16 protein-coding genes and 2 pseudogenes are annotated in these 18326 nt (G+C 71.0%); 7 read left to right on the forward strand and 11 right to left on the reverse strand.

Going from position 1 to position 18326, the window contains the following annotated elements; all coding sequences use genetic code 11:
* Position 1: 1 nt before the first annotated feature.
* From G9U51_RS09970 to G9U51_RS09980, 3 genes are read left to right on the forward strand one after another with little or no spacing between them, the layout of a single operon-like run.
* Complete coding sequence (locus G9U51_RS09970) at positions 2-862, forward strand: LysR family transcriptional regulator (RefSeq protein ID WP_166196531.1); 861 nt, start codon at positions 2-4, stop codon at positions 860-862.
* A gap of 2 nt (positions 863-864) precedes the next feature.
* Positions 865-1542 (forward strand): class I SAM-dependent methyltransferase, encoded by a 678-nt coding sequence (locus G9U51_RS09975; RefSeq protein WP_328823414.1) that lies wholly within the window; start codon positions 865-867, stop codon positions 1540-1542.
* Between the two features lie 9 nt (positions 1543-1551).
* Positions 1552-1905, forward strand: a complete 354-nt coding sequence (locus tag G9U51_RS09980) for an ArsC/Spx/MgsR family protein (RefSeq protein WP_166196533.1) — start codon at positions 1552-1554, stop codon at positions 1903-1905.
* Positions 1906-1912: 7 nt separating this feature from the next.
* Here the strand turns inward: G9U51_RS09980 and miaB are convergent, their stop codons facing one another.
* Entirely contained in the window at positions 1913-3457 is a 1545-nt protein-coding gene (gene miaB, locus G9U51_RS09985) for a tRNA (N6-isopentenyl adenosine(37)-C2)-methylthiotransferase MiaB (protein ID WP_166196535.1), read from the reverse strand.
* Positions 3402-4784 carry an MFS transporter gene (locus tag G9U51_RS09990; RefSeq protein ID WP_166196537.1) on the reverse strand — a complete coding sequence of 461 codons (1383 nt, stop codon included), beginning with the start codon at positions 4782-4784 and terminating at the stop codon, positions 3402-3404. Before G9U51_RS09990 ends, miaB begins: the two co-directional genes overlap by 56 nt.
* 72 nt (positions 4785-4856) lie before the next feature.
* Here G9U51_RS09990 and G9U51_RS09995 point away from each other — a divergent pair, with 72 nt between their 5' ends.
* A complete protein-coding gene (locus G9U51_RS09995; RefSeq protein WP_166196539.1) occupies positions 4857-5729 on the forward strand; it encodes a LysR family transcriptional regulator in 873 nt (290 codons plus the stop codon).
* Between the two features lie 25 nt (positions 5730-5754).
* Here the strand turns inward: G9U51_RS09995 and G9U51_RS10000 are convergent, their stop codons facing one another.
* From G9U51_RS10000 to G9U51_RS10015, 6 genes and pseudogenes are all read right to left on the reverse strand, one after another.
* A complete protein-coding gene (locus tag G9U51_RS10000) occupies positions 5755-6327 on the reverse strand; it encodes a regulatory protein RecX (RefSeq protein ID WP_328823415.1) in 573 nt (190 codons plus the stop codon).
* A gap of 2 nt (positions 6328-6329) precedes the next feature.
* Positions 6330-7571, reverse strand: a complete 1242-nt coding sequence (locus tag G9U51_RS18005; RefSeq protein ID WP_407941436.1) for a hypothetical protein — start codon at positions 7569-7571, stop codon at positions 6330-6332.
* Positions 7572-7679: 108 nt separating this feature from the next.
* Positions 7680-7877: pseudogene (locus G9U51_RS18010) on the reverse strand (hypothetical protein); the annotation flags it as partial.
* Positions 7869-8498, reverse strand: a pseudogene (recA, locus tag G9U51_RS17860) (recombinase RecA); the annotation flags it as partial. The pseudogenes G9U51_RS18010 and recA, both read right to left, overlap by 9 nt.
* Before the next feature lie 234 nt (positions 8499-8732).
* Entirely contained in the window at positions 8733-9536 is an 804-nt protein-coding gene (locus G9U51_RS10010) for a transglutaminase-like domain-containing protein (RefSeq protein ID WP_166196543.1), read from the reverse strand.
* Positions 9536-9769 (reverse strand): DUF3046 domain-containing protein, encoded by a 234-nt coding sequence (locus G9U51_RS10015; RefSeq protein WP_166196545.1) that lies wholly within the window; start codon positions 9767-9769, stop codon positions 9536-9538. Before G9U51_RS10015 ends, G9U51_RS10010 begins: the two co-directional genes overlap by 1 nt.
* A 77-nt stretch (positions 9770-9846) precedes the next feature.
* Here G9U51_RS10015 and G9U51_RS10020 point away from each other — a divergent pair, with 77 nt between their 5' ends.
* The 3 genes from G9U51_RS10020 to G9U51_RS10030 all read left to right on the forward strand — a co-directional run bounded on the left by G9U51_RS10020 (position 9847) and on the right by G9U51_RS10030 (position 15714).
* Complete coding sequence (locus tag G9U51_RS10020; protein WP_166196547.1) at positions 9847-14493, forward strand: ATP-dependent helicase; 4647 nt, start codon at positions 9847-9849, stop codon at positions 14491-14493.
* A 6-nt stretch (positions 14494-14499) separates the two neighbouring features.
* Positions 14500-15282: a DNA-formamidopyrimidine glycosylase family protein gene (locus G9U51_RS10025; RefSeq protein WP_166196549.1), complete on the forward strand. Its 783-nt coding sequence runs from the start codon at positions 14500-14502 to the stop codon at positions 15280-15282.
* Between the two features lie 129 nt (positions 15283-15411).
* Positions 15412-15714, forward strand: coding sequence for a helix-turn-helix domain-containing protein (locus G9U51_RS10030; protein WP_166196551.1), 303 nt, complete (start codon positions 15412-15414; stop codon positions 15712-15714).
* A 33-nt stretch (positions 15715-15747) separates the two neighbouring features.
* Here the strand turns inward: G9U51_RS10030 and G9U51_RS10035 are convergent, their stop codons facing one another.
* Genes G9U51_RS10035 through rimO form a run of 3 tightly spaced genes read right to left on the reverse strand, consistent with a single transcriptional unit; the run spans position 15748 to position 18301 of the window.
* Positions 15748-16212 (reverse strand): CinA family protein, encoded by a 465-nt coding sequence (locus tag G9U51_RS10035; protein ID WP_166196553.1) that lies wholly within the window; start codon positions 16210-16212, stop codon positions 15748-15750.
* Positions 16209-16850 (reverse strand): CDP-diacylglycerol--glycerol-3-phosphate 3-phosphatidyltransferase, encoded by a 642-nt coding sequence (pgsA, locus tag G9U51_RS10040; protein WP_407941435.1) that lies wholly within the window; start codon positions 16848-16850, stop codon positions 16209-16211. Before pgsA ends, G9U51_RS10035 begins: the two co-directional genes overlap by 4 nt.
* Positions 16847-18301, reverse strand: a complete 1455-nt coding sequence (gene rimO, locus G9U51_RS10045; RefSeq protein ID WP_166196555.1) for a 30S ribosomal protein S12 methylthiotransferase RimO — start codon at positions 18299-18301, stop codon at positions 16847-16849. Before rimO ends, pgsA begins: the two co-directional genes overlap by 4 nt.
* Between the last annotated feature and the right edge of the window lie 25 nt (positions 18302-18326).

Below are 18326 nucleotides of genomic sequence, written 5' to 3' on the forward strand. Positions count from 1 at the left end.
CATGCGCGATGCAGTGCACTGGCTGGTGGTGCTCGCCGAGGAGGAGAACGTCACCGCCGCGGCCGATCGGCTGGGCCTGACCCAGCCGACGTTGTCCCGCATGCTCGCCCGGCTCGAGCGCTCGCTCGGCCAGCAACTCTTCGATCGACAGGGTCGACGAATCACGTTGAACGACAAGGGTCGTGGGTATGTCGACCACGTGCGGCGGGCCGATGCCGAGCTGGCCCTGGCCGAGCAGTCGCTGCGCGTCGACCAGCCGCGGGTGATTCGCTTCGGTTTCCTGCACTCCTTCGGGACCTGGCTGGTGCCCGCGCTGATCGGCCGGGCTCGCACCCGCGATCCGGGGCTGCGCTTCGAGCTGGTGCAGGGTGCCGCCGACGAGATGGGGCGCCGGGTGCTGGACGGTTCACTCGACCTGGCGGTGGTGTCACCGCGGCCGACCGATGCCGCGCTCGCGTGGCGACTGATCCGGCGCCAGCATCTGCACCTCGCCCTCCCCCGGGATCACCCGCTCGCGGCATCGACCCGGCTGCGGATGGCCGACCTGCGCGGTGAGACCTTCGTCGGACTCGAGCAGGGCTACGGCATGCGGCGGCTCCTCGATTCCGCTTGTGCCGCAGCGGGTTTCGAACCCACCATCGCGTTCGAGTGTCAAGAGTTGAGCACCGTCGCCGGCCTGGTGGGTGCCGGCGTCGGGGTCGCGCTGCTGCCCGTCGAGGACGCGCCGCACTACCCCGCCGGCGTGGTCACCGTGCCGTTGGACGGCACGGACACGGCCCGCGACATCGGCGTTGTCTGGGCGCGACGCCGATCACTGCCCACGCACGCCCTCGCGGTCCGCGACCTGTTGCGGAGCAGCTGACCGTGCCCGGCTGCAACCCTCGGTCCACCGACTCCTCGGCGCTGCGCCGGGTGAGCGCTGGACTCGCCGCCCTGAACGCACGGCACCCGTGGAGTCACAACGATCACTTCCACGGTTGGATCCTGCGACATCTGCCGTCCGCACGTGGGGCGGCGCTCGACATCGGTTGTGGCACAGGCGGACTCGCGATCGCATTGGCCGACCGGTTCGAGCAGGTGACGGCGATCGACGCGGACGCCGCGATGGTGCGCGCCGCCCGCCTGGCAACTGCGGCTCTGCCGAACGTCGCGGTCCGGCAGAGCGGACCCGAGGACGTCGAGGGTCGGTTCGATCTGGTCACGATGATCGCGGTGCTGCACCACCTGCCGCTGCGTCCCGCACTGCTGCGACTGCGCGAGCTCGTCGCCCCTGGCGGTCGGGTGCTCGTCGTCGGGCTCGCCCCTCCGGCGTCGGTGAGCGACACCGTGTGGGACCTGTCCTGCGCCGTGACGAATCCGCTCATCGGCCTGGTCAAGCACCCGCGGGTGGCTCGGACGCCGTTGGACCGGGCACCCTTCCCCGTCGCGGAACCCAGCGCGACTATCGCCGAGATCCGCAGTGCCACACGGGAGGTGCTGCCCGGCTCGCGGCTGCGCCGCCGCGAGGGATTCCGCTTCACGCTCGCCTGGACCGCACCGTAGGTTGGGACCATGGCCGAGTTCACCCTGCTGCACAACCCCCGCTGCTCCACCTCGCGGGCCGCACTCGATGCCGCCGAAGGCGCTGACGTCGAGGTCGTCCGCTATCTCGACACGCCCCTGTCGTATGCCGACCTGCTCGCCCTGATCGGCAAGCTCGAGGATGCTCCGGGCGACCTGGTGCGTCGCGACGCGCGATTCAAGGAGCTCGGCCTCTCCGACACGGACGTCGAGACGCCCGAACAGGTCGCCACGGTGCTCGCCGAGCATCCGGCGTTGATGCAGCGGCCGGTGCTGGTGCGCGGCGACCGCGCGATCATCGGCCGGCCGAAGGACCGGGTGCCGGCGTTCCTGCGCGGCGAGTAGTCGGAGTTCAGCGGATGTCGCAGGCCGGCACCGCGACCGGAGCCGGTGCGCCGATGGACGGCATACCGAGGGAGACGGCCGGCTTGGCGGCAGCACCTGGGGTGCGGCCCTCCTGCAGGGCCTCCCACGCGTCGCCACCGCGCGACCGGCGGACCGCGAAGACCTCACCGTCGGCGATCAGGTGATGGGGCGCGGCATACGTGATCTGGACCGTGGCGAAGTCGCCCGGCCGCGGCCGCTCCGCACCCTCGGGGACGGTGAAGTGCACCAGGCGGTTGTCCTCGGCGCGCCCGGACATCCGGCCGGTGTCAGAGTCACGCCGGCCCTCGGTCGGCGCGACGAGCACCTCGACGGTGCGGCCCTCCAGCGCACGGTTTTCGTCCCAGGAGACCTGCTCCTGCAGCTCCAGCAAACGGTCGAACCGTTGCTGCACAACGGATTTCGGCAACTGATCGGGCATCGTCGCGGCGGGCGTGCCGGGGCGGATGGAGTATTGGAAGGTGAACGCCGAGCTGAACCGCGCAGCCTCGACCACGCGCATCGTCTCGGCGAAGTCCTCCTCGGTCTCCCCCGGGAAGCCGACGATGATGTCGGTGGTGATCGCCGCGTGCGGGATCTGCTCGCGCACCCGCTCGAGGATGCCGAGGAACTTCGCCGAGCGGTAGGACCGCTTCATCGCGCGCAGCACCCGGTCCGATCCGGACTGCAGCGGCATGTGCAGGCTCGGCATCACGTTGGGCGTCTCGGCCATCGCGGTGATGACGTCGTCGGTGAAGGCCGCCGGGTGTGGTGAGGTGAAGCGCACCCGTTCCAGACCCTCGATCTCGCCGCACGCGCGCAGCAGCTTGCCGAAGGCCAGCCGGTCACCGAACTCGACGCCATAGGTGTTGACGTTCTGACCGAGCAGGGTGACCTCGACGACGCCCTGGTCCACCAGTGCGCGGATCTCGGCCAGGATGTCGCCGGGCCGGCGGTCCTTCTCCTTGCCGCGCAGCGACGGGACGATGCAGAAGGTGCAGGTGTTGTTGCAGCCGACCGAAATGGACACCCACGCGCTGTAGGCCGAATCGCGCCGGGTGGGCAGCGTCGAGGGGAAGGTCTCCAGCGACTCCAGGATCTCCACCTGGGCTTCGGCGTTGTGCCGGGCACGTTCGAGCAGCACCGGGAGAGCTCCGACATTGTGGGTGCCGAAGACGACGTCGACCCAGGGGGCGCGCCGGGTGATCTCGGCGCGGTCCTTCTGCGCGAGGCAGCCGCCGACCGCGATCTGCAGGCCGGGGTGGGCGTCCTTGAGCGGACGCATGTGACCGAGCGATCCGTAGAGCTTGCCGGCGGCGTTCTCGCGCACCGCGCAGGTGTTGAACACCACGACGTCGGGGATCTCCGGCCGGTCGGCGGCGCCGAGGGATTCGGCGTCGACGAAGCCCGCCGTCTCCAGCAGACCGGCAATCCGCTCGGAGTCGTGCACGTTCATCTGGCACCCGTGGGTGCGCACCTCATAGGTCTTGGCCATGACCGCACAAGGGTACGCGCGCTCCCGCTGCGTCCGCATATCCGCACGTGCTGTGCTGCCGATCCGCGGACACGCGGCCGTCGGTCGCCCCTGCGTCCGCATATCCGCACGTGCTGTGCTGCCGATCCGCGGACACGCGGCCGTCGGTCGCCCCTGCGTCCGCATATCCGCACGTGCTGTGCTGCCGATCTGCGGACACGGGGTTGCCCGTATGCCGGCCCGCTACCAGCGCGGTCGCCGTCGTGAGCAGCCCCGCCGCCACCAGGGTGGTGCGGAAGCCGAGCGTGGCCAGGATCGGACCGCCGGCCAGCATCCCGAGCGAGGCTGTGGCGTTGACGATCGTGGCCTGGCCGCCCATCAGCGTCCGCCGGGTCGCACCGGCCGAGGTCGTCGTGATCGCCCGGTTCACCGCGGCGATGCCGAGCACCAGCGTCGCGCCACCCAGCGCTGCGGAGGTGGCGATGCCGATCTCGCTGTCCCACAACGCCATTCCCACCCACGCCAGACCACCGACCGACCACGCGAAGCGAGCCAACGCTCGCGTCGGGCAGCGGGGAACGATGCGCGGGGCGAGCGCGGTCGCGATCAGCGACCCGAGGCCGTAGCCCGTCATACCCCACGCATAGAGCACACCCGGCCGCCCGAGTTCGACACCTCGGACGGCGAGGCCGAGGCTGAAGGCGAACCAGGTCGCGCAACTCATTCCCCGCATGACCCAGCCGCGAGCGACATCGGTGCGGCCGCGCAGGCTGGCCCGGATGGTCGGGTGTTCCTGGGGTTCGTCGTCGGGCACGGCAGTCCCCGGGACCGGCCAGACCGCCATCGCCGCCCCGACCTGCACGACGGCGACCACCGCAAGGACCGTGACACCCGATCCGAACCCGACCGCCACTGCGCCGACACCCGGCCCCACGAGCATGGCCACCCGGCGCAGGCCGTCCTGCCAGGTCAGCAGCGTGACCGCGTGCTCAGGGCCGATGCGGTCGCCCACCTCAGCGATCAACGCCGCCGCGCCCGGGATCGCCAGTGCCTCGAAGATGCCGATCACCAGGTCGGCTGCGACCAGAGTCGCCGGGTTCATCCGATCGAGCACGGCAAGCAACGGCAGCAGGCCGAGACCGACGGCCATGCACGCCCGGACCAGGGCGACCCGGTGCCCGCTGTTGACCCACTGCCGGGCGCGTCTCGTCCACCACGGCGCGAGCAGCGACGGTATGCCGGCCACGCCGCCGACGATCCCGGCCATGGCGACGCTGCGGGTCTGGGCGAGCACGACGAGAGGTATGGCGACCTGGGCCAGCCGGAAGCCGAAGTCCTCCACGAAGCCGGAGCCCAGCATCAGGGCGGCGTCATGTCGTGGAGTCACCCCATCACTGTCGCGGTGCGCACCGGTGCCGGGTAGCTGGCGGGGACGAGCGACCCGTCATAGATTCACCCTATGAGCGCCATGCCTTCGGTCGATGATCTGGAGCTGATCGCGCAGATTGCCGAGACCGGCTCGGTGACTGCCGCCGCACGCCGGCTGCATGTGGCCCAACCATCGGCGAGTGCACGCCTTGCCCGCATCGAAAGAGCCGTGGGCACAACGCTTTTCGAGCGTGACACCACCGGTGCGCGCCCCACCGCCGCAGGCTCGGCGCTCGCCGATCAGGCGCGCCACATCCTCGGCCACCTAGCGGGCGCGTATGCCGCGGCCCGGGACGCCTCCCAGGCGGATTCGTTGACGGTGGGCACCTTCGGCAGCCTCACCGCGTCGCTCTTCCCGGCGTTGGATGCCTTGTTGCCGCAGGTGTCGATCGACCAGGTCACCGACCACGGTGACGTGCTGGCCGCGCTCGTCGCCGAGGGCCGGATGGACGCCTGCGTCATCGCGATCGCCGACCAGATCCCGATGCCCACCGGAGTGGTCGTGCACCCGCTGGGCGAGGACGAGCTGGTGATCTTCCGGGCGGTCGGGGTGTCACGTGCGGGGCGCGGGCGGCTGCCGCTGCGCGAGCGGCAGGTGGTGTTCACGACCTATGACACGCGCAGCGATCTGTTGCGCGCCGACCTAGAGCGGTGGGGCGCGACCGCCCGGCTCGGCATCACCTTGCAGACGACGGTCGCGATGGCCCGGCGCCGGGGACATCTGGCGGTGCTGCCGCGCTCGGCGGTCGCCTTCGACCTGCGCGAGGGCGAGCAGGTGGATCCGCTCCCGACACCGCGCAGGTTGCGGCTGTCGCTGGTCACCGGGCGCGCCGCCGATCCGCGGCTGATGCGGGTGCTGCCGGGGTTGCGGCGTGAGCTGGGGTTGCGACCACCGAAAAGCTGATCGGCCCGGGTTGCCCCCGAAGGGCCTAATCGCGTTGGTGCTCAGGGGCGTCGGCGATGGCTTCGCGGATCACCTGCCAGGACACCGAGGAGCTGTATCCCTTGCGGGCGAGCATGCCCGCGAGCCGGCGGGTCTGCACCTGGGCGTCCAGGCCGTGCATGGTCCGTAGCTTCTTGGCGACCAGCTCGCGGGCGCGGTCCGCTTCGTCCTCGGGGTCGATGCGTTCGAGAGCGTCGGCGACCACCTCGTCGTCGATGCCCTTGCGCCGTAGCTCCTGCCCGAGCGCCCGCTTCGCCAAGCCGCGACCGGTCTGCTGGGAGCGGACGATGGTGTCGGCATACGCCGCGTCGTTGACCAGGCCGACCTGTTCCAGCCGGTCCAGCACGGTGCCCGCCACCTGCGGGTCACACCCCTTGGCGGCGAGTTTGTCCTCCAGTTGCTTGCGGCTGCGTGGAGCCATCGTCAACTGCCGCAACACGATTGCGCGGGCGATGTCGTGCGGATCGGGCTCGCGGTCGTCCCGACGCGGGTCCTCCGGCGGCGCCGGCGGGACAGCCTTGAGCCTGCCCCGCCGGGACCGTGATGGTGGCGTCGGCACGCTCAGAAGTCGACCGCCGCCTCGGCCGGCTCGTCGTCCTTAGCCTCACCCTCGGAGCTCTCGGGCTGGACGCCGATGCCGAGCTTGGCCTTGATCTTGCGGTCCAGCTCTTCGGTCAGGTCGGGGTTGTCGCGCAGGAACTGCCGCGCGTTCTCCTTGCCCTGGCCGAGCTGGTCGCCCTCGTAGGTGTACCAAGCACCGGCCTTGCGGACGAAGCCGTGCTCGACGCCCATGTCGATCAGGCCGCCCTCGCGCGAGATGCCCTGGCCGTAGAGGATGTCGAACTCGGCCTGCTTGAACGGCGGGGACACCTTGTTCTTGACAACCTTGACGCGGGTGCGGTTGCCGACCGCGTCGGTGCCGTCCTTGAGGGTCTCGATGCGCCGCACGTCGAGCCGGACCGAGGCGTAGAACTTCAGCGCCTTGCCGCCGGTCGTCGTCTCGGGGCTGTTGTGCACCATGACCCCGTCGACGAAGTAGTTGTGCGTGCCACCGACTTCGATGTCGAACCGGTGCATCGAGCGAGCCTGCGGCTTCACGTGCACATCCAGCACCCGTGACGGCACCAAGACCTCGCGAGGCTCGACGAACTCGGGCTCGGTAGCGAACTTTCCTTGATAGCGCGGCAGCAGCTTGTACGCCATCGACGGGTGTACGTGCTCGGCAATGACCTCCTGGAAGCGGTCCGTGCCGGCCCGTGTCATGCTGAGGACAGCGACCTCACGGGCCCCGCTGGAGCGCACGCCGCAGGCGACCCCATGGACGTCCCTCAGATAGCTCGCAACCCGCTCACGACTCGCCGGGCTGAATGCCTCCACACAGATCTCGATCCGACCACTGCCGCCCTCTGTCCGCTGCTGCAGTCCCTTCGAGCGGATGCTGAGCGACCCGTCGTCCATGTACCAGACGGCCAGGGCCAAGGGTGTGAGTGCCTTCAAGAAATCTTCGGTGATGTGCTTCTTACCGTCACCCCAGTAGACGACCTCGCGCAGCTCGCCGAGTTCCGGCAGTGGCGTGAGGTCCACGTGGACTGCTCCGGTCGGACGCATCGAGCGGCTCTGCCCGATGTTGCCGAACATCGAACACTTCCAGTCGAGATAGTCGACCTGCCGGGCACCGTGTCCCATCCGGAAACGCACGCCGTGACGATCACGAGTGTTTGCAGCCAAGTGACCGTCACCCATCAAGCCACCCAAGATCACCTGCCACTGCTGGTCGCTGAGGCGCGCAGTCTCACTCGTCATGACCCGGTCACCCGCGATGATTTCGCCGGCCTCGCGCCATCCACCGGGAGTACGGATGAGGTGGTTCTCGGTGGCCGCGAACTGAGAGCGACCGTTGCCTCCGGACTTCTCGACCGTGAACTGCAGGAACCGGTCGGTGGGCCCGTTGTCGAACCAATTGGTCACCGGACGATTGACGATGCGATTCGAGTCGGGGTCGTAGGTGCGCACCTCGACGGGAAGCTTCTGATTGACGATCTTGCCGATCTTCTCCGTCGATCCATCGGCGAGGGTCACCCGGGTGCCGTAGGAGAAGCACCCGAACATGACCCCGATCTTCTCGCGCAACTGGTTGATGAAGATTGCGGTGGTGCCGGTGGAGTTCAGCGCACCGGTGATCTTGCGCAGCGCCTGGCTCATCAGCCGGGCCTGCAGACCGACGTGGCTGTCGCCCATCTCGCCCTCGATCTCCGCGCGCGGCACCAGGGCCGCCACCGAGTCGATGACGATGATGTCGAGGGAGCCGGAGCGGATCAGCATGTCGGCGATCTCCAGCGCCTGCTCACCGGTGTCCGGCTGGCTGACCAGGAGCGCGTCGATGTCGACACCGAGCTTCTGGGCGTATTCGGGATCGAGCGCGTGCTCGGCGTCGATGAACGCCGCGATGCCGCCGTTCTTTTGCGCGTTGGCCACCGCGTGCAGCGCGACGGTGGTCTTGCCCGAGGACTCGGGGCCGTAGATCTCCACCACCCGGCCGCGCGGCAGGCCGCCGATGCCGAGGGCGACATCGAGGGCGATCGCCCCGGTCGGGATCACCTCGATCGGCGGGCGAACGTCGTCGCCGAGCCGCATCACCGATCCCTTGCCGTGTGCCTTCTCGATCTGGGCCATGACGGCGTCCAGCGACTTCAACTTGTCGCCGTGACCCGGTCCTGCGATGACTGCCATGAGCTCAACTCCCTGCGTGATCGTCGTGGTCGCGTCCACCGGCGACCGTCCGCGCACCGCGTGCCCGCGGCGGATGAGGTCAGACGCTAGATGCGAGGTCCGACAGTCCGGGAGAACCCATCCCGCACGCTGTGGATGACCAGACCTTGTGGTCCTCGGCACCTGTGGAAAGCGTACGCCACCATCCGAACACCCGTACGAAGGAGGCCGCGTGTCGGCGTGTCGGGCCAGCGGCTACCGCGACAGCAGCAGCAACCCGCTGTGGTCGTCCAGCGGCAACGGCCCGTCCACCACCGCGGACACCTCGATCGACTGCAGCGTCACCGCCCCACCATAGCTGGACAGGAAGGAGGTGTCGGCGGCGTCGCGCCCGGTCGCGATCCGCAGCAGCGACTGCCGCGGCGCCAGCCCGGTCGCGTCCAGCACCCACCAGGTGTCGTCGACATACGCCTCGACCACCGCGTGGAAGTCCATCGGGTCCAGGCCCGGTGCGTAGACCGCCACCAGCCGCGCCGGCACATCCTGCGCGCGCAGCAGCGCGATCACCAGATGCGCGAAATCCCGGCAGACGCCCTCCCCCTGCAGATAGGTCTGGGTGGCACCGTCGGTCGGGCGGCTCGCGCCCGGCACATAGAGCGTGCGCCCGGCCACGAAGTCGCGCACGGCGAGCACCAGCTGGGCGCCCTCCAGCGTCCCGAAGCGTTCGCGGGCGAGCACGGCCAGCTCGTCGGACTCGGCATACCGGCTCGGCGTGAGGTAGTCGAGTTGATCGGCGACGGTCTGCTCGACCGAGGTCTCCGCGCCGTCGGCGTCCGCGCGATAGCTGATCGCATAGTCACCCGGCTCGGCGTCCAGCACGTGCAGCACCCCGCCGTGGCGGGTCGGCACCTCGCGCACGGAGCAGTCGGCTCCGTCGCGGCGCACGAGCAGTTCGTCCTCGATCGTCAGGCCCGGCACCCGTGCGGGCACCAGGGCCAGCACCAGCCGCGCGCGATCGGCCACGGTCGCGGTCAGTTCGACGGTCACCCGGCGGCGCATCACTCGGCTCCCTTCTCACGCAATGGCAAGTCTCGACCCAGCCAACGGTTCGCAGGCACCTGCAGGTCCACACACAAAGCCCGCCATACCTCCCGCGGTGCGATGCCCGCCTCCAAAGCCTGCGCGGGGGTCCGCTCGCCCAGCGACTGGATCACGTGGTCGCGCACCAGCGAGCGCCCGTAGGCGTCGCCGAACTCGTCCTCCACCAACCGCCAGAACTCGCTCACCCGCACCCGCCCAGTCTCGCAAACCCTCAGGTATGCCGGCCGCGGGGCCTTTGTCGGTGCCTCGTGGCACGCTGGTCGCTGCCATGACCGATGTCCTCGAGCGCTTCTCGCCCGCCACAGCGAGCTGGTTCCGCGCGTCCTTCAGCGAACCGACCGCGGCCCAGGCGGGCGCCTGGGATGCGATCAGCCGCGGCGAGCACACGGTCGTGGTGGCTCCGACGGGCTCGGGCAAGACGCTGTCGGCCTTCTTGTGGGCGCTCGACCGGATGGCGAAGGAGCCGGTGCCCGAGGATCCGATGCGCCGCTGCCGGGTGCTTTATGTCTCGCCGATGAAGGCGCTCGCGGTCGACGTGGAGCGCAACCTGCGCTCGCCGCTCGTCGGCATCAAGCACGCGGCGACCAGGCTCGGGCTGCCCGAGCCGGAGGTCGGGGTCGCGGTCCGCTCGGGCGACACCTCGGCGGCCGAGCGCCGGGCCTTCGCCAAGCGACCTGCGGACGTGCTCATCACCACCCCGGAGTCGCTCTTCCTGCTGCTGACCTCGGCCGCGCGAGAGGCGCTGGCCGGCGTCGAGACCGTCATCATCGATGAGGTCCACGCGGTCGCCGGCAGCAAGCGCGGCACCCACCTGGCGGTCTCCCTCGACCGGCTCGATGCCTTGCTGCCCCAGCCGGCCCAACGGATCGGTCTATCGGCGACGGTGCGGCCGGTCGAGGAGGTCGGGCGCTATCTGACCGGTGGTCGTCCGGTGACGATCGTGCAGCCGCCGGCCGACAAGCAGTGGCAGCTCGACGTCGTCGTGCCGGTGCCTGACCTGGCCGACCTCGGCGCCTCGGCCGACGACCAACCGCTGACCGAGCCGGCCGACCCGCGCGAGCGCGCCTCGATCTGGCCGCATGTCGAGGAGCGGATCGTCGACCTGATCGCCGAGCACCGCTCGACCCTCGTCTTCGCCAACTCCCGCCGTCTCGCCGAGCGCCTCACCGCCCGGCTCAACGAGATCTGGGCCGAGCGCCTCGACGAGCCGCTGCCCGAAGACACCTCACCGGCTCAGCTGATGGCCCAGTCGGGAGCCTCGCGCGGCGCGCCGCCGGTGCTCGCCCGAGCTCACCACGGCTCGGTGAGCAAGGAGCAACGCGCCGACATCGAGGACGCCCTCAAGGCCGGCCGGTTGCCGGCGGTCGTGGCGACCTCCTCGCTCGAGCTCGGCATCGACATGGGCGCGGTCGACCTGGTGATCCAGGTCGAGTCGCCGCCGTCGGTGGCGAGCGGATTGCAACGGGTCGGCCGGGCCGGCCACCAGGTCGGGGCGGTCTCCCACGGCGTGCTCTTCCCCAAATACCGCGGCGACCTGGTGCAGACCGCGGTCGTCGTCGAGGGCATGCGCGCCGGCACGATCGAACAACTGAAGATCCCCGCCAACCCCCTCGACGTGCTCGCCCAGCAGATCGTCGCGATGTGCGCCATGGACGACTGGAGCGTCGGCGACCTCGAAGCGTTGCTGCGCCGGAGCGCGTCATACATCTCGCTCACCCGGCCGGTGCTGGAGTCGGTGCTCGACATGCTCGCCGGCCGCTACCCGAGCGAGGAGTTCGCCGAGCTGCGGCCCCGGATCGTGTGGGACCGGGTCGCCGACACCCTGTCAGCGCGTCGCGGCGCTCAGCATCTGGCGGTGATCAGCGGCGGCACGATCCCTGATCGCGGCCTCTTCGGCGTCTTCCTCGCTGGTGGCGACGGGCCTGGCCGCCGGGTCGGCGAACTCGACGAGGAGATGGTCTACGAGTCCCGCGTCGGCGATGTCTTCACCCTTGGCACGACGAGTTGGCGGATCGAGGAGATCACCCACGACCAGGTGCTCGTCACCCCGGCGCCCGGCCAGCCGGGCCGGTTGCCGTTCTGGCGCGGCGACAGCCTGGGCCGCCCGGCCGAGCTGGGCCGCGCCGTCGGAGCCTTCGTGCGCGAGGTCGGGAGCGCCGACGACGAGCGGGCCCGCGAGCGGGTTGCGCAGGCCGGCCTCGACGCCTGGGCCACCGACAACCTGATCGCCTATATCCGCGAGCAGCAGGACGCCACCGGTCACCTGCCGCACGACCGCACCCTCGTCATCGAGCAGTTCCGGGACGAGCTCGGCGATTGGCGGATCGTGCTGCACTCCCCCTTCGGCGCGCCGGTCCACGCCCCGTGGGCGCTGGCGATCGGCGCGCGCCTGCGCGAACGCTTCGGTGTCGAGGTGCAGGCGATGCACGCCGACGACGGCATCGTCCTGCGCCTGATGGACCTCGATCTCGACGAGGGCTCACTCGCCGCGCAACTGACCGAAGCCATCACCCTCGACCCGGACGAGGTGGCGCCCCTGGTCACCGAGCAGATCGGCGGGTCGGCGCTGTTCGCCGCGCGCTTCCGCGAGTGCGCGGCCCGCTCGCTGCTGCTGCCGCGGCAACGCCCCGGCCGCCGCCAGGCCCTGTGGCAGCAGCGTCAGCGCGCGTCCCAACTGCTCGAGGTCGCGCGCGGCTATCCCACCTTCCCGGTCGTGCTCGAAGCCGTCCGCGAATGCGTGCAGGACGTCTTCGACGTGCCCGGCCTGACCTCGTTGATGCGCGATCTCGCGGCCCGGCGGGTGCGCTTGGTGCACGTGGAGACCGCCACGCCGTCCCCCTTCGCCAAGAGCCTGCTCTTCGGCTATATCGCCCAGTTCCTGTATGACGGCGACTCACCTCTCGCCGAACGTCGCGCCGCCGCGCTGGCGCTCGACCCGGCCCTGCTCGCCGATCTGCTCGGCGGTGAAGCCGCCTCGCTGCGCGACCTGCTCGACCCGCAGGTCATCGCCGACCTCGAAGCCGACCTGCAGCGGCTGTCTCCGGAGCGGCAGGCCCGGCATACCGACGACATCGCCGACCTGCCCCGCGTGCTCGGCCCGCTGTCGATCGAGCAGCTCCGCGCCCGCACCGCGCCGGAGGTCACTGACGAGGCGTTGAGCACGGCCCTCGAGGAGTTGGTGGCGGCTCGCCGGCTGATCGAGGTGCGCTGGGCCGGCAGCCCGCGGTATGCCGCGGCCGAGGACGCCGCACGGCTGCGGGACGCACTCGGTCTGGCGCTGCCACCCGGCATACCTGCGGTGTTCCTCGAGCCGGCCGACGATCCGCTCGGCGACCTCGTCGCCCGCTATGCGCGCACCCACGGGCCGTGGAGCATCGGTGAGGTCGCGGCCTGGTCGGGTCTCGGCCGCGCTGTCGTGCAAGACACCGTCCGCCGTTTGGTGTCGGCCGGCCGCCTCGTCGAGGGCGAGCTGCGTCCCTCGGGTACCAGCGACGGCGCGCTCGACCTGTGCGATGTCGAGGTGTTGCGCGTCATCAAGCGGCGCTCGCTGGCGGCGCTGCGCTCCGAGGTCGAGCCGGTGCCCGCCCCGGCATATGCCTCCTTCCTGCCGCGCTGGAACTCCGTCGGCGGCCGGGCGCGCGGCCTGGACGGGGTGGCTCGTGCGGTCGAGCAGCTGGCCGGGGCGCCGGTGCCGGCGAGTGCCGTCGAGACCTTGGTGCTGCCCGGGCGGGTGTCCGGTTATGCGCCGGGCCTGCTGGACGAACTCATGGCGACCGGCGAGGTGATCTGGCAGGGACACGGCTCACTCGGCACCGACGATGGGTGGATCTCGCTGCATCTGGCCGAGCATGCGCCGTTGACCCTGGCCCCGCCGGACGAGACCGCCGACCTGGGTCCGGTGCACCAGACGCTGCTGGACACCCTCGCCGGTGGCGGGTCGTGGTTCTTCCGCAGCCTGGCCGACAGCGTCGCCGACACCTCCGAAGCAGCCATCACCGACGCGCTGTGGGATCTGGTCTGGGCCGGGCGGGTCACCGGTGACACCCTCGCGCCGCTGCGTGCGCTCGTCTCCGGTGGTCGCGCGGCGCACAAGGTGCGCTCGGCCGGTCCGCGCCGGGCCCGCTACGGGCGGCCCGGGGCGCTCGGCGCGCGCCCGTCGCGACCCACCTCCGGTGTGGGTCGCGGGGGTCCACCGAGTGCGGTCGGGCGGTGGTCGTTGCTGCCCGAGGTTGTCCCGGAGGGCACCGAGCGCGCGCTCGCGACCGCCGAGGTGCTGCTCGATCGTTATGGCGTCGTGACGCGCGGTTCCGTTGCGGCAGAAGGGATTCCAGGCGGGTATGCCGGGGTCTACCGCGTGCTGGCTGCCGCTGAGGAGCGCGGCCGGGTGCGACGCGGCTACTTCGTGGAAGGGCTTGGCGCGGCCCAGTTCGCCACGGCCGGCGCCATCGACCGGCTGCGAGCGGCGGTGTCCACACCTGGCGAGGAGACCACGCCCACGCGCCGCAACCCGTGGGACACCGGCGGCGCCGCACCCGACCCCGAACGCACCCTCGTGCTCGCCGCGGCCGACCCGGCCAATGCCTTCGGCGCGGCGCTGCCCTGGCCCGAGCGTGCCGACGACGGTGGCCACCGTCCGGGGCGCAAGGCCGGCGCGATGGTGGTGCTGCACGACGGCGCGCTCGTGCTCTATGTCGAGCGCGGCGGCCGGTCGGTGCTGACCTGGTCGACCGACGGGGAGGTGCTCAGCGCGGCGGCGGCCGCGCTGGCCGCGACGGTGCGCGACGGTCGGTTGCGCGCCATCACCGTGCGGTCGATCGACGGCGAGCCGGCACTGGGCACCGACCATCCGTTGACGAAAGCGTTGTCCGACAACGGTTTTCACACCTCGCCGCAAGGTCTGCGGTTGCGCCGGTGAGCGGCTGTGCCTGAGGGCGACGCCGTCTGGCGGGCCGCGCGCCGGTTGCACGGTGCCCTCGCCGGTGCGGAACTCGTCGGGGTCGACCTGCGGTGGCCCCACCTGCCCGAGGTCGAACTGCGCGGCCGGACCACGCTGGAGGTCGTGCCGCGGGGGAAGCACATCCTGCATCGCGTCGAGGGCGGCGTGACGATCCATTCGCACCTGCGGATGGACGGCTCGTGGCGCACCCGCCCGACCGCGTCGGTGACGCCCCGGGTGGCGGCCGCGCACGACATCCGCGCCATCGTCGCGACGCAGCGGACGGCCGCGATCGGGCGGCTGCTCGGCATGCTGGACGTCGTGCCCACGGCCGAGGAGCACCGGTTGGTCGGTCACGTCGGACCGGACCTGCTTGGTGCCGACTGGGACGCCGCCCTAGCGGGCGACCACCTGCGCGCCGCTCCCGACCGTCTGCTCGGCGATGCCCTGCTCGACCAGCGCAATCTCGCCGGGCTGGGCACGATGTGGACCGCCGAGGCCTGCTTCGCCGCCGGTCTGGGTCCATGGATCCCGGTGGGCGCGATCGATGATGCTGCACTGGCCGAGTTGCTGGGGCACGCGCACCGGCTGCTGAGCGAGGCGATCCGGCATACCGCTCCGCCGCCGTTGGCGGTCTACCGGCGGCACCTGTGCGAGCGGTGCGAGGGCCGCATCGCCGCGGGCCGGATCGGCACGCCGCCCCAGGAACGCAGTCTCTATTACTGCCCGCGCTGCCAGCCCGGGCCGTCGCCGACGAGCACGCGATGAGCGCCCCGCTCCCGCCGCGCACGCGTCGCGACCCGCCCGGTGCACGAAACCCACCGGCGCCCTGTCGGTGCGGCGAGTTATCGTGAAGGCGCACGGGTTCGCACCGGACGTTCTTCTCGAGGAGGCGACATGATCCTGTTCCGCCAGGAGTTGGGCGATGTCCTGCGTGCCGAGCGCGTGCAGCAGGGGCGCACCCTGCGCGAGGTGGCCGCCGAGGCCAAGCTCTCGCTGGGCTATCTCAGCGAGATCGAGCGCGGTGAGAAGGAAGCCTCCTCGGAGTTGCTGTCCGCCGTATGCCGCGCGCTCGACGTTCCGCTGTCGATGACCCTCTCGCTCGTCTCCGAGCGCGTCGCCGCCGCGGAGCAGCTGACCGCACCGGTGCCGCTTCCGCTGCCGGCCGACCGCCGCGTGCCGGTGGTCTCCGCCGCCTGAGCGAGCGGGCACCTATCGCTGCGCGAGCGGGCCTCAGCCTGCGTGCGTGATGAGCAATTCCAGCGCTGCGTGCACCGTCGCTGCCCGGATCGCCGCCCGGTCTCCGTCGAGCGTGAGCTCGCGCACCTCTGACCCGTCGCTCCACGCCACCGCGACGAACACGCGCCCCACTGGCGCGCCGCCCTGGGGTTCGGGCCCGGCGACACCGGTCGTTGCCACGCCCAGGTCGGCGCCGAGCACCCGGCGGGCACCGCGGGCCATCTGTTCGGCAACGTCCGCCTGCACCGGCCCACCGTCGGCCAGCAGCCCAGCATCGACACCGAGCACGGTCGCCTTCACCTCGGTTGCGTAGCTCACCACGCCACCGCGCACGACCGCCGAGGACCCCGGCACCGAGGTCAGCGCGGCCGCCACCAATCCACCGGTCAGCGACTCGGCCGTGCCGACGGTGCGACCGGACGCGGTCAACGCAGCGATCGCGTCAGCAGCCGACGTCATACCCGCTCGCCCCGACGCAACCGCAGCGCACGGAAGACATAGTCGACGCCGGTCAGCACGGTGACGACCACGGCGAGGAGCAGGATCACCCAGGCCACGACATTGGGCCAGCCGACCAGCGGCAGCACGAACAGCCCGACCGCGACCGCCTGCAGGAAGGTCTTGACCTTGCCGCCGCGCGAGGCCGGCAGCACGCCGTGCCGCAGGATCGACAGGCGCAGCAAGGTGATGCCGATCTCGCGCACCAGGATCACGATGGTGACCCACCACGGCAGCCGGTCGATCAGGCAGAGCCCGATGAGCGCCATACCCATGAGGGCTTTGTCGGCGATCGGGTCCATCATTTTGCCGAAATCGGTGACCAGCCCGCGCGACCGGGCGAGTTCACCGTCGATGCGGTCGGTGAGCGAGGCGAGCGTGAAGACCGCGAACGCGCCGATCCGCAGGCCGTGGTCCTGACCGCCGCGAGCGAGCAGCAGCCAGCCGAAGACCGGCACGAGCGCGATCCGCACCATGGTCAGCGCGTTGGCGATATTCCAGTTGCTGACGTTCTGGCTCGGCACGGTCGCCGGGTCGGGCACGAGTTCCGGCAACCGCGGGGACCCATCGGGGTTCCGCAGCGGTCGGCGCTCGGTCACCGAACCGCCACCCAGTCGATGCCGAGCGTGTCGACGACGGTCGCCTCCACGAGGTCGCCCACGGCGGGCAGCGGCTCGTCGTCGGGCCAGTCGAACAGGGTTTCGCCGTCGACATCGGGCCCTTGTTGGGCGGCACGTCCGCGCACGGCGAAACCGTCCTCGTCCGCCGGGTCCACCGACTCGACGAGCACCTCGACGCGTTCGCCGACGCGTTCGAGCGCGCGCTGGTTGGTGAGTTCCTCCACGAGGGCGCGCAGGTGGTCGGCGCGGGCCTCGACCTCCGCCTCGGGCAGCTTCGCGTCGTAGGTCTCGGCTTCGGTGCCGTCCTCGTCGGAATAGCCGAAGACGCCCACGACATCCAGCCGCGCCTCGATGAGGAAGTCCGCGAGCGTCTGCACGTCCTCCTCGGTCTCGCCCGGGAAGCCGACGATCACATTGGACCGGATTCCGGCGTATGGCGAGCGTGCGCGCACCTGCTCGAGCAAGGCGAGGAACGCTTCGGGCGATCCGAACCGGCGCATCCGGCGTAGTAGCGACGCGCTCGCGTGCTGGAAGGAGATGTCGAAATAGGGCACGACACCTGGGGTCGAGGTCATCACGTCGAGCAGGTCGGGGCGGATCTCGGCCGGCTGCAGGTAGGACACCCGCACGCGCTCGATGCCGTCGACCGCGGTGAGCTCGGGCAGCATCGTGTCGAGCAGCCGCAGGTCGCCGAGGTCCTTGCCGTATGACGTGCTGTTCTCGCTCACGAGGAAGATCTCGCGGACGTCGTGTTCCCCCAGCCAACGCGCCTCGGCGAGCACGTCGGCCGGACGGCGGGAGACGAAGGCGCCGCGGAAGGACGGGATCGCGCAGAACGCGCACCGCCGGTCGCACCCGGAGGCGATCTTCAGCGGTGCCCAGGGGCGGCCGTCCAGGCGCGCCCGGATCACCCGCTGCCCGGCCATCGGCGACTCCACCCGCACGTCCGCGGGCTCAGCACTGTCGCCGTGGCCAGGGGTGGCCACCGCGGCGCCCTGGCGCGCCACCGGCGACACGGGCAGCAGCTTGCGCCGGTCTCCGGGCGTGTGCGCCGGCGGGGCATGCCCGGCGAGGATCGCGCTCAGGTGAGCCGACATGTCGGCATACGAATCGAATCCGAGCACCGCGTCGGCCTCGGGAAGTTCGGCGGCGAGCTTGTTGCCGTAACGCTCGGCGAGGCAGCCCACCGCGACAACGGCCTGGGTGCGCGCGTGCCCCTTGAGGTCGTTCGCCTCAAGCAGCGCGTCGATGGAGTCCTTCTTGGCCTGCTCGACGAAGCCACAGGTGTTGACGACCGCGACATCGGCGCTCGCGGCGTCCTCGACCAGGGTCCAGCCCTCGGCCTGCAACCGGCCGGCGAGCTCTTCGGAGTCGACCTCGTTGCGTGCGCATCCGAGCGTGACGACGGCCACGCTGCGCTCGGAGGTCATGGCCCCACTGTAGTGAGTGACGGTG

The organism is Metallococcus carri (assembly GCF_011440275.1).
In the GTDB taxonomy this organism is placed as follows: domain Bacteria; phylum Actinomycetota; class Actinomycetes; order Actinomycetales; family Dermatophilaceae; genus Metallococcus; species Metallococcus carri.

Excerpts from the sequence above, each read along its gene's own strand:
- G9U51_RS09970 (WP_166196531.1), top strand. The coding sequence starts at position 2 with ATGCGCGATGCAGTGCACTGGCTGGTGGTGCTCGCCGAGGAGGAGAAC.
- G9U51_RS09980 (WP_166196533.1), top strand. The coding sequence starts at position 1,552 with ATGGCCGAGTTCACCCTGCTGCACAACCCCCGCTGCTCCACCTCGCGG.
- miaB (WP_166196535.1), bottom strand. The coding sequence starts at position 3,457 with ATGCGGACGCAGCGGGAGCGCGCGTACCCTTGTGCGGTCATGGCCAAG.
- G9U51_RS09995 (WP_166196539.1), top strand. The coding sequence starts at position 4,857 with ATGAGCGCCATGCCTTCGGTCGATGATCTGGAGCTGATCGCGCAGATT.
- G9U51_RS18005 (WP_407941436.1), bottom strand. The coding sequence starts at position 7,571 with ATGACGAGTGAGACTGCGCGCCTCAGCGACCAGCAGTGGCAGGTGATC.
- G9U51_RS10010 (WP_166196543.1), bottom strand. The coding sequence starts at position 9,536 with ATGCGCCGCCGGGTGACCGTCGAACTGACCGCGACCGTGGCCGATCGC.
- G9U51_RS10020 (WP_166196547.1), top strand. The coding sequence starts at position 9,847 with ATGACCGATGTCCTCGAGCGCTTCTCGCCCGCCACAGCGAGCTGGTTC.
- G9U51_RS10030 (WP_166196551.1), top strand. The coding sequence starts at position 15,412 with ATGATCCTGTTCCGCCAGGAGTTGGGCGATGTCCTGCGTGCCGAGCGC.
- G9U51_RS10035 (WP_166196553.1), bottom strand. The coding sequence starts at position 16,212 with ATGACGTCGGCTGCTGACGCGATCGCTGCGTTGACCGCGTCCGGTCGC.
- rimO (WP_166196555.1), bottom strand. The coding sequence starts at position 18,301 with ATGACCTCCGAGCGCAGCGTGGCCGTCGTCACGCTCGGATGCGCACGC.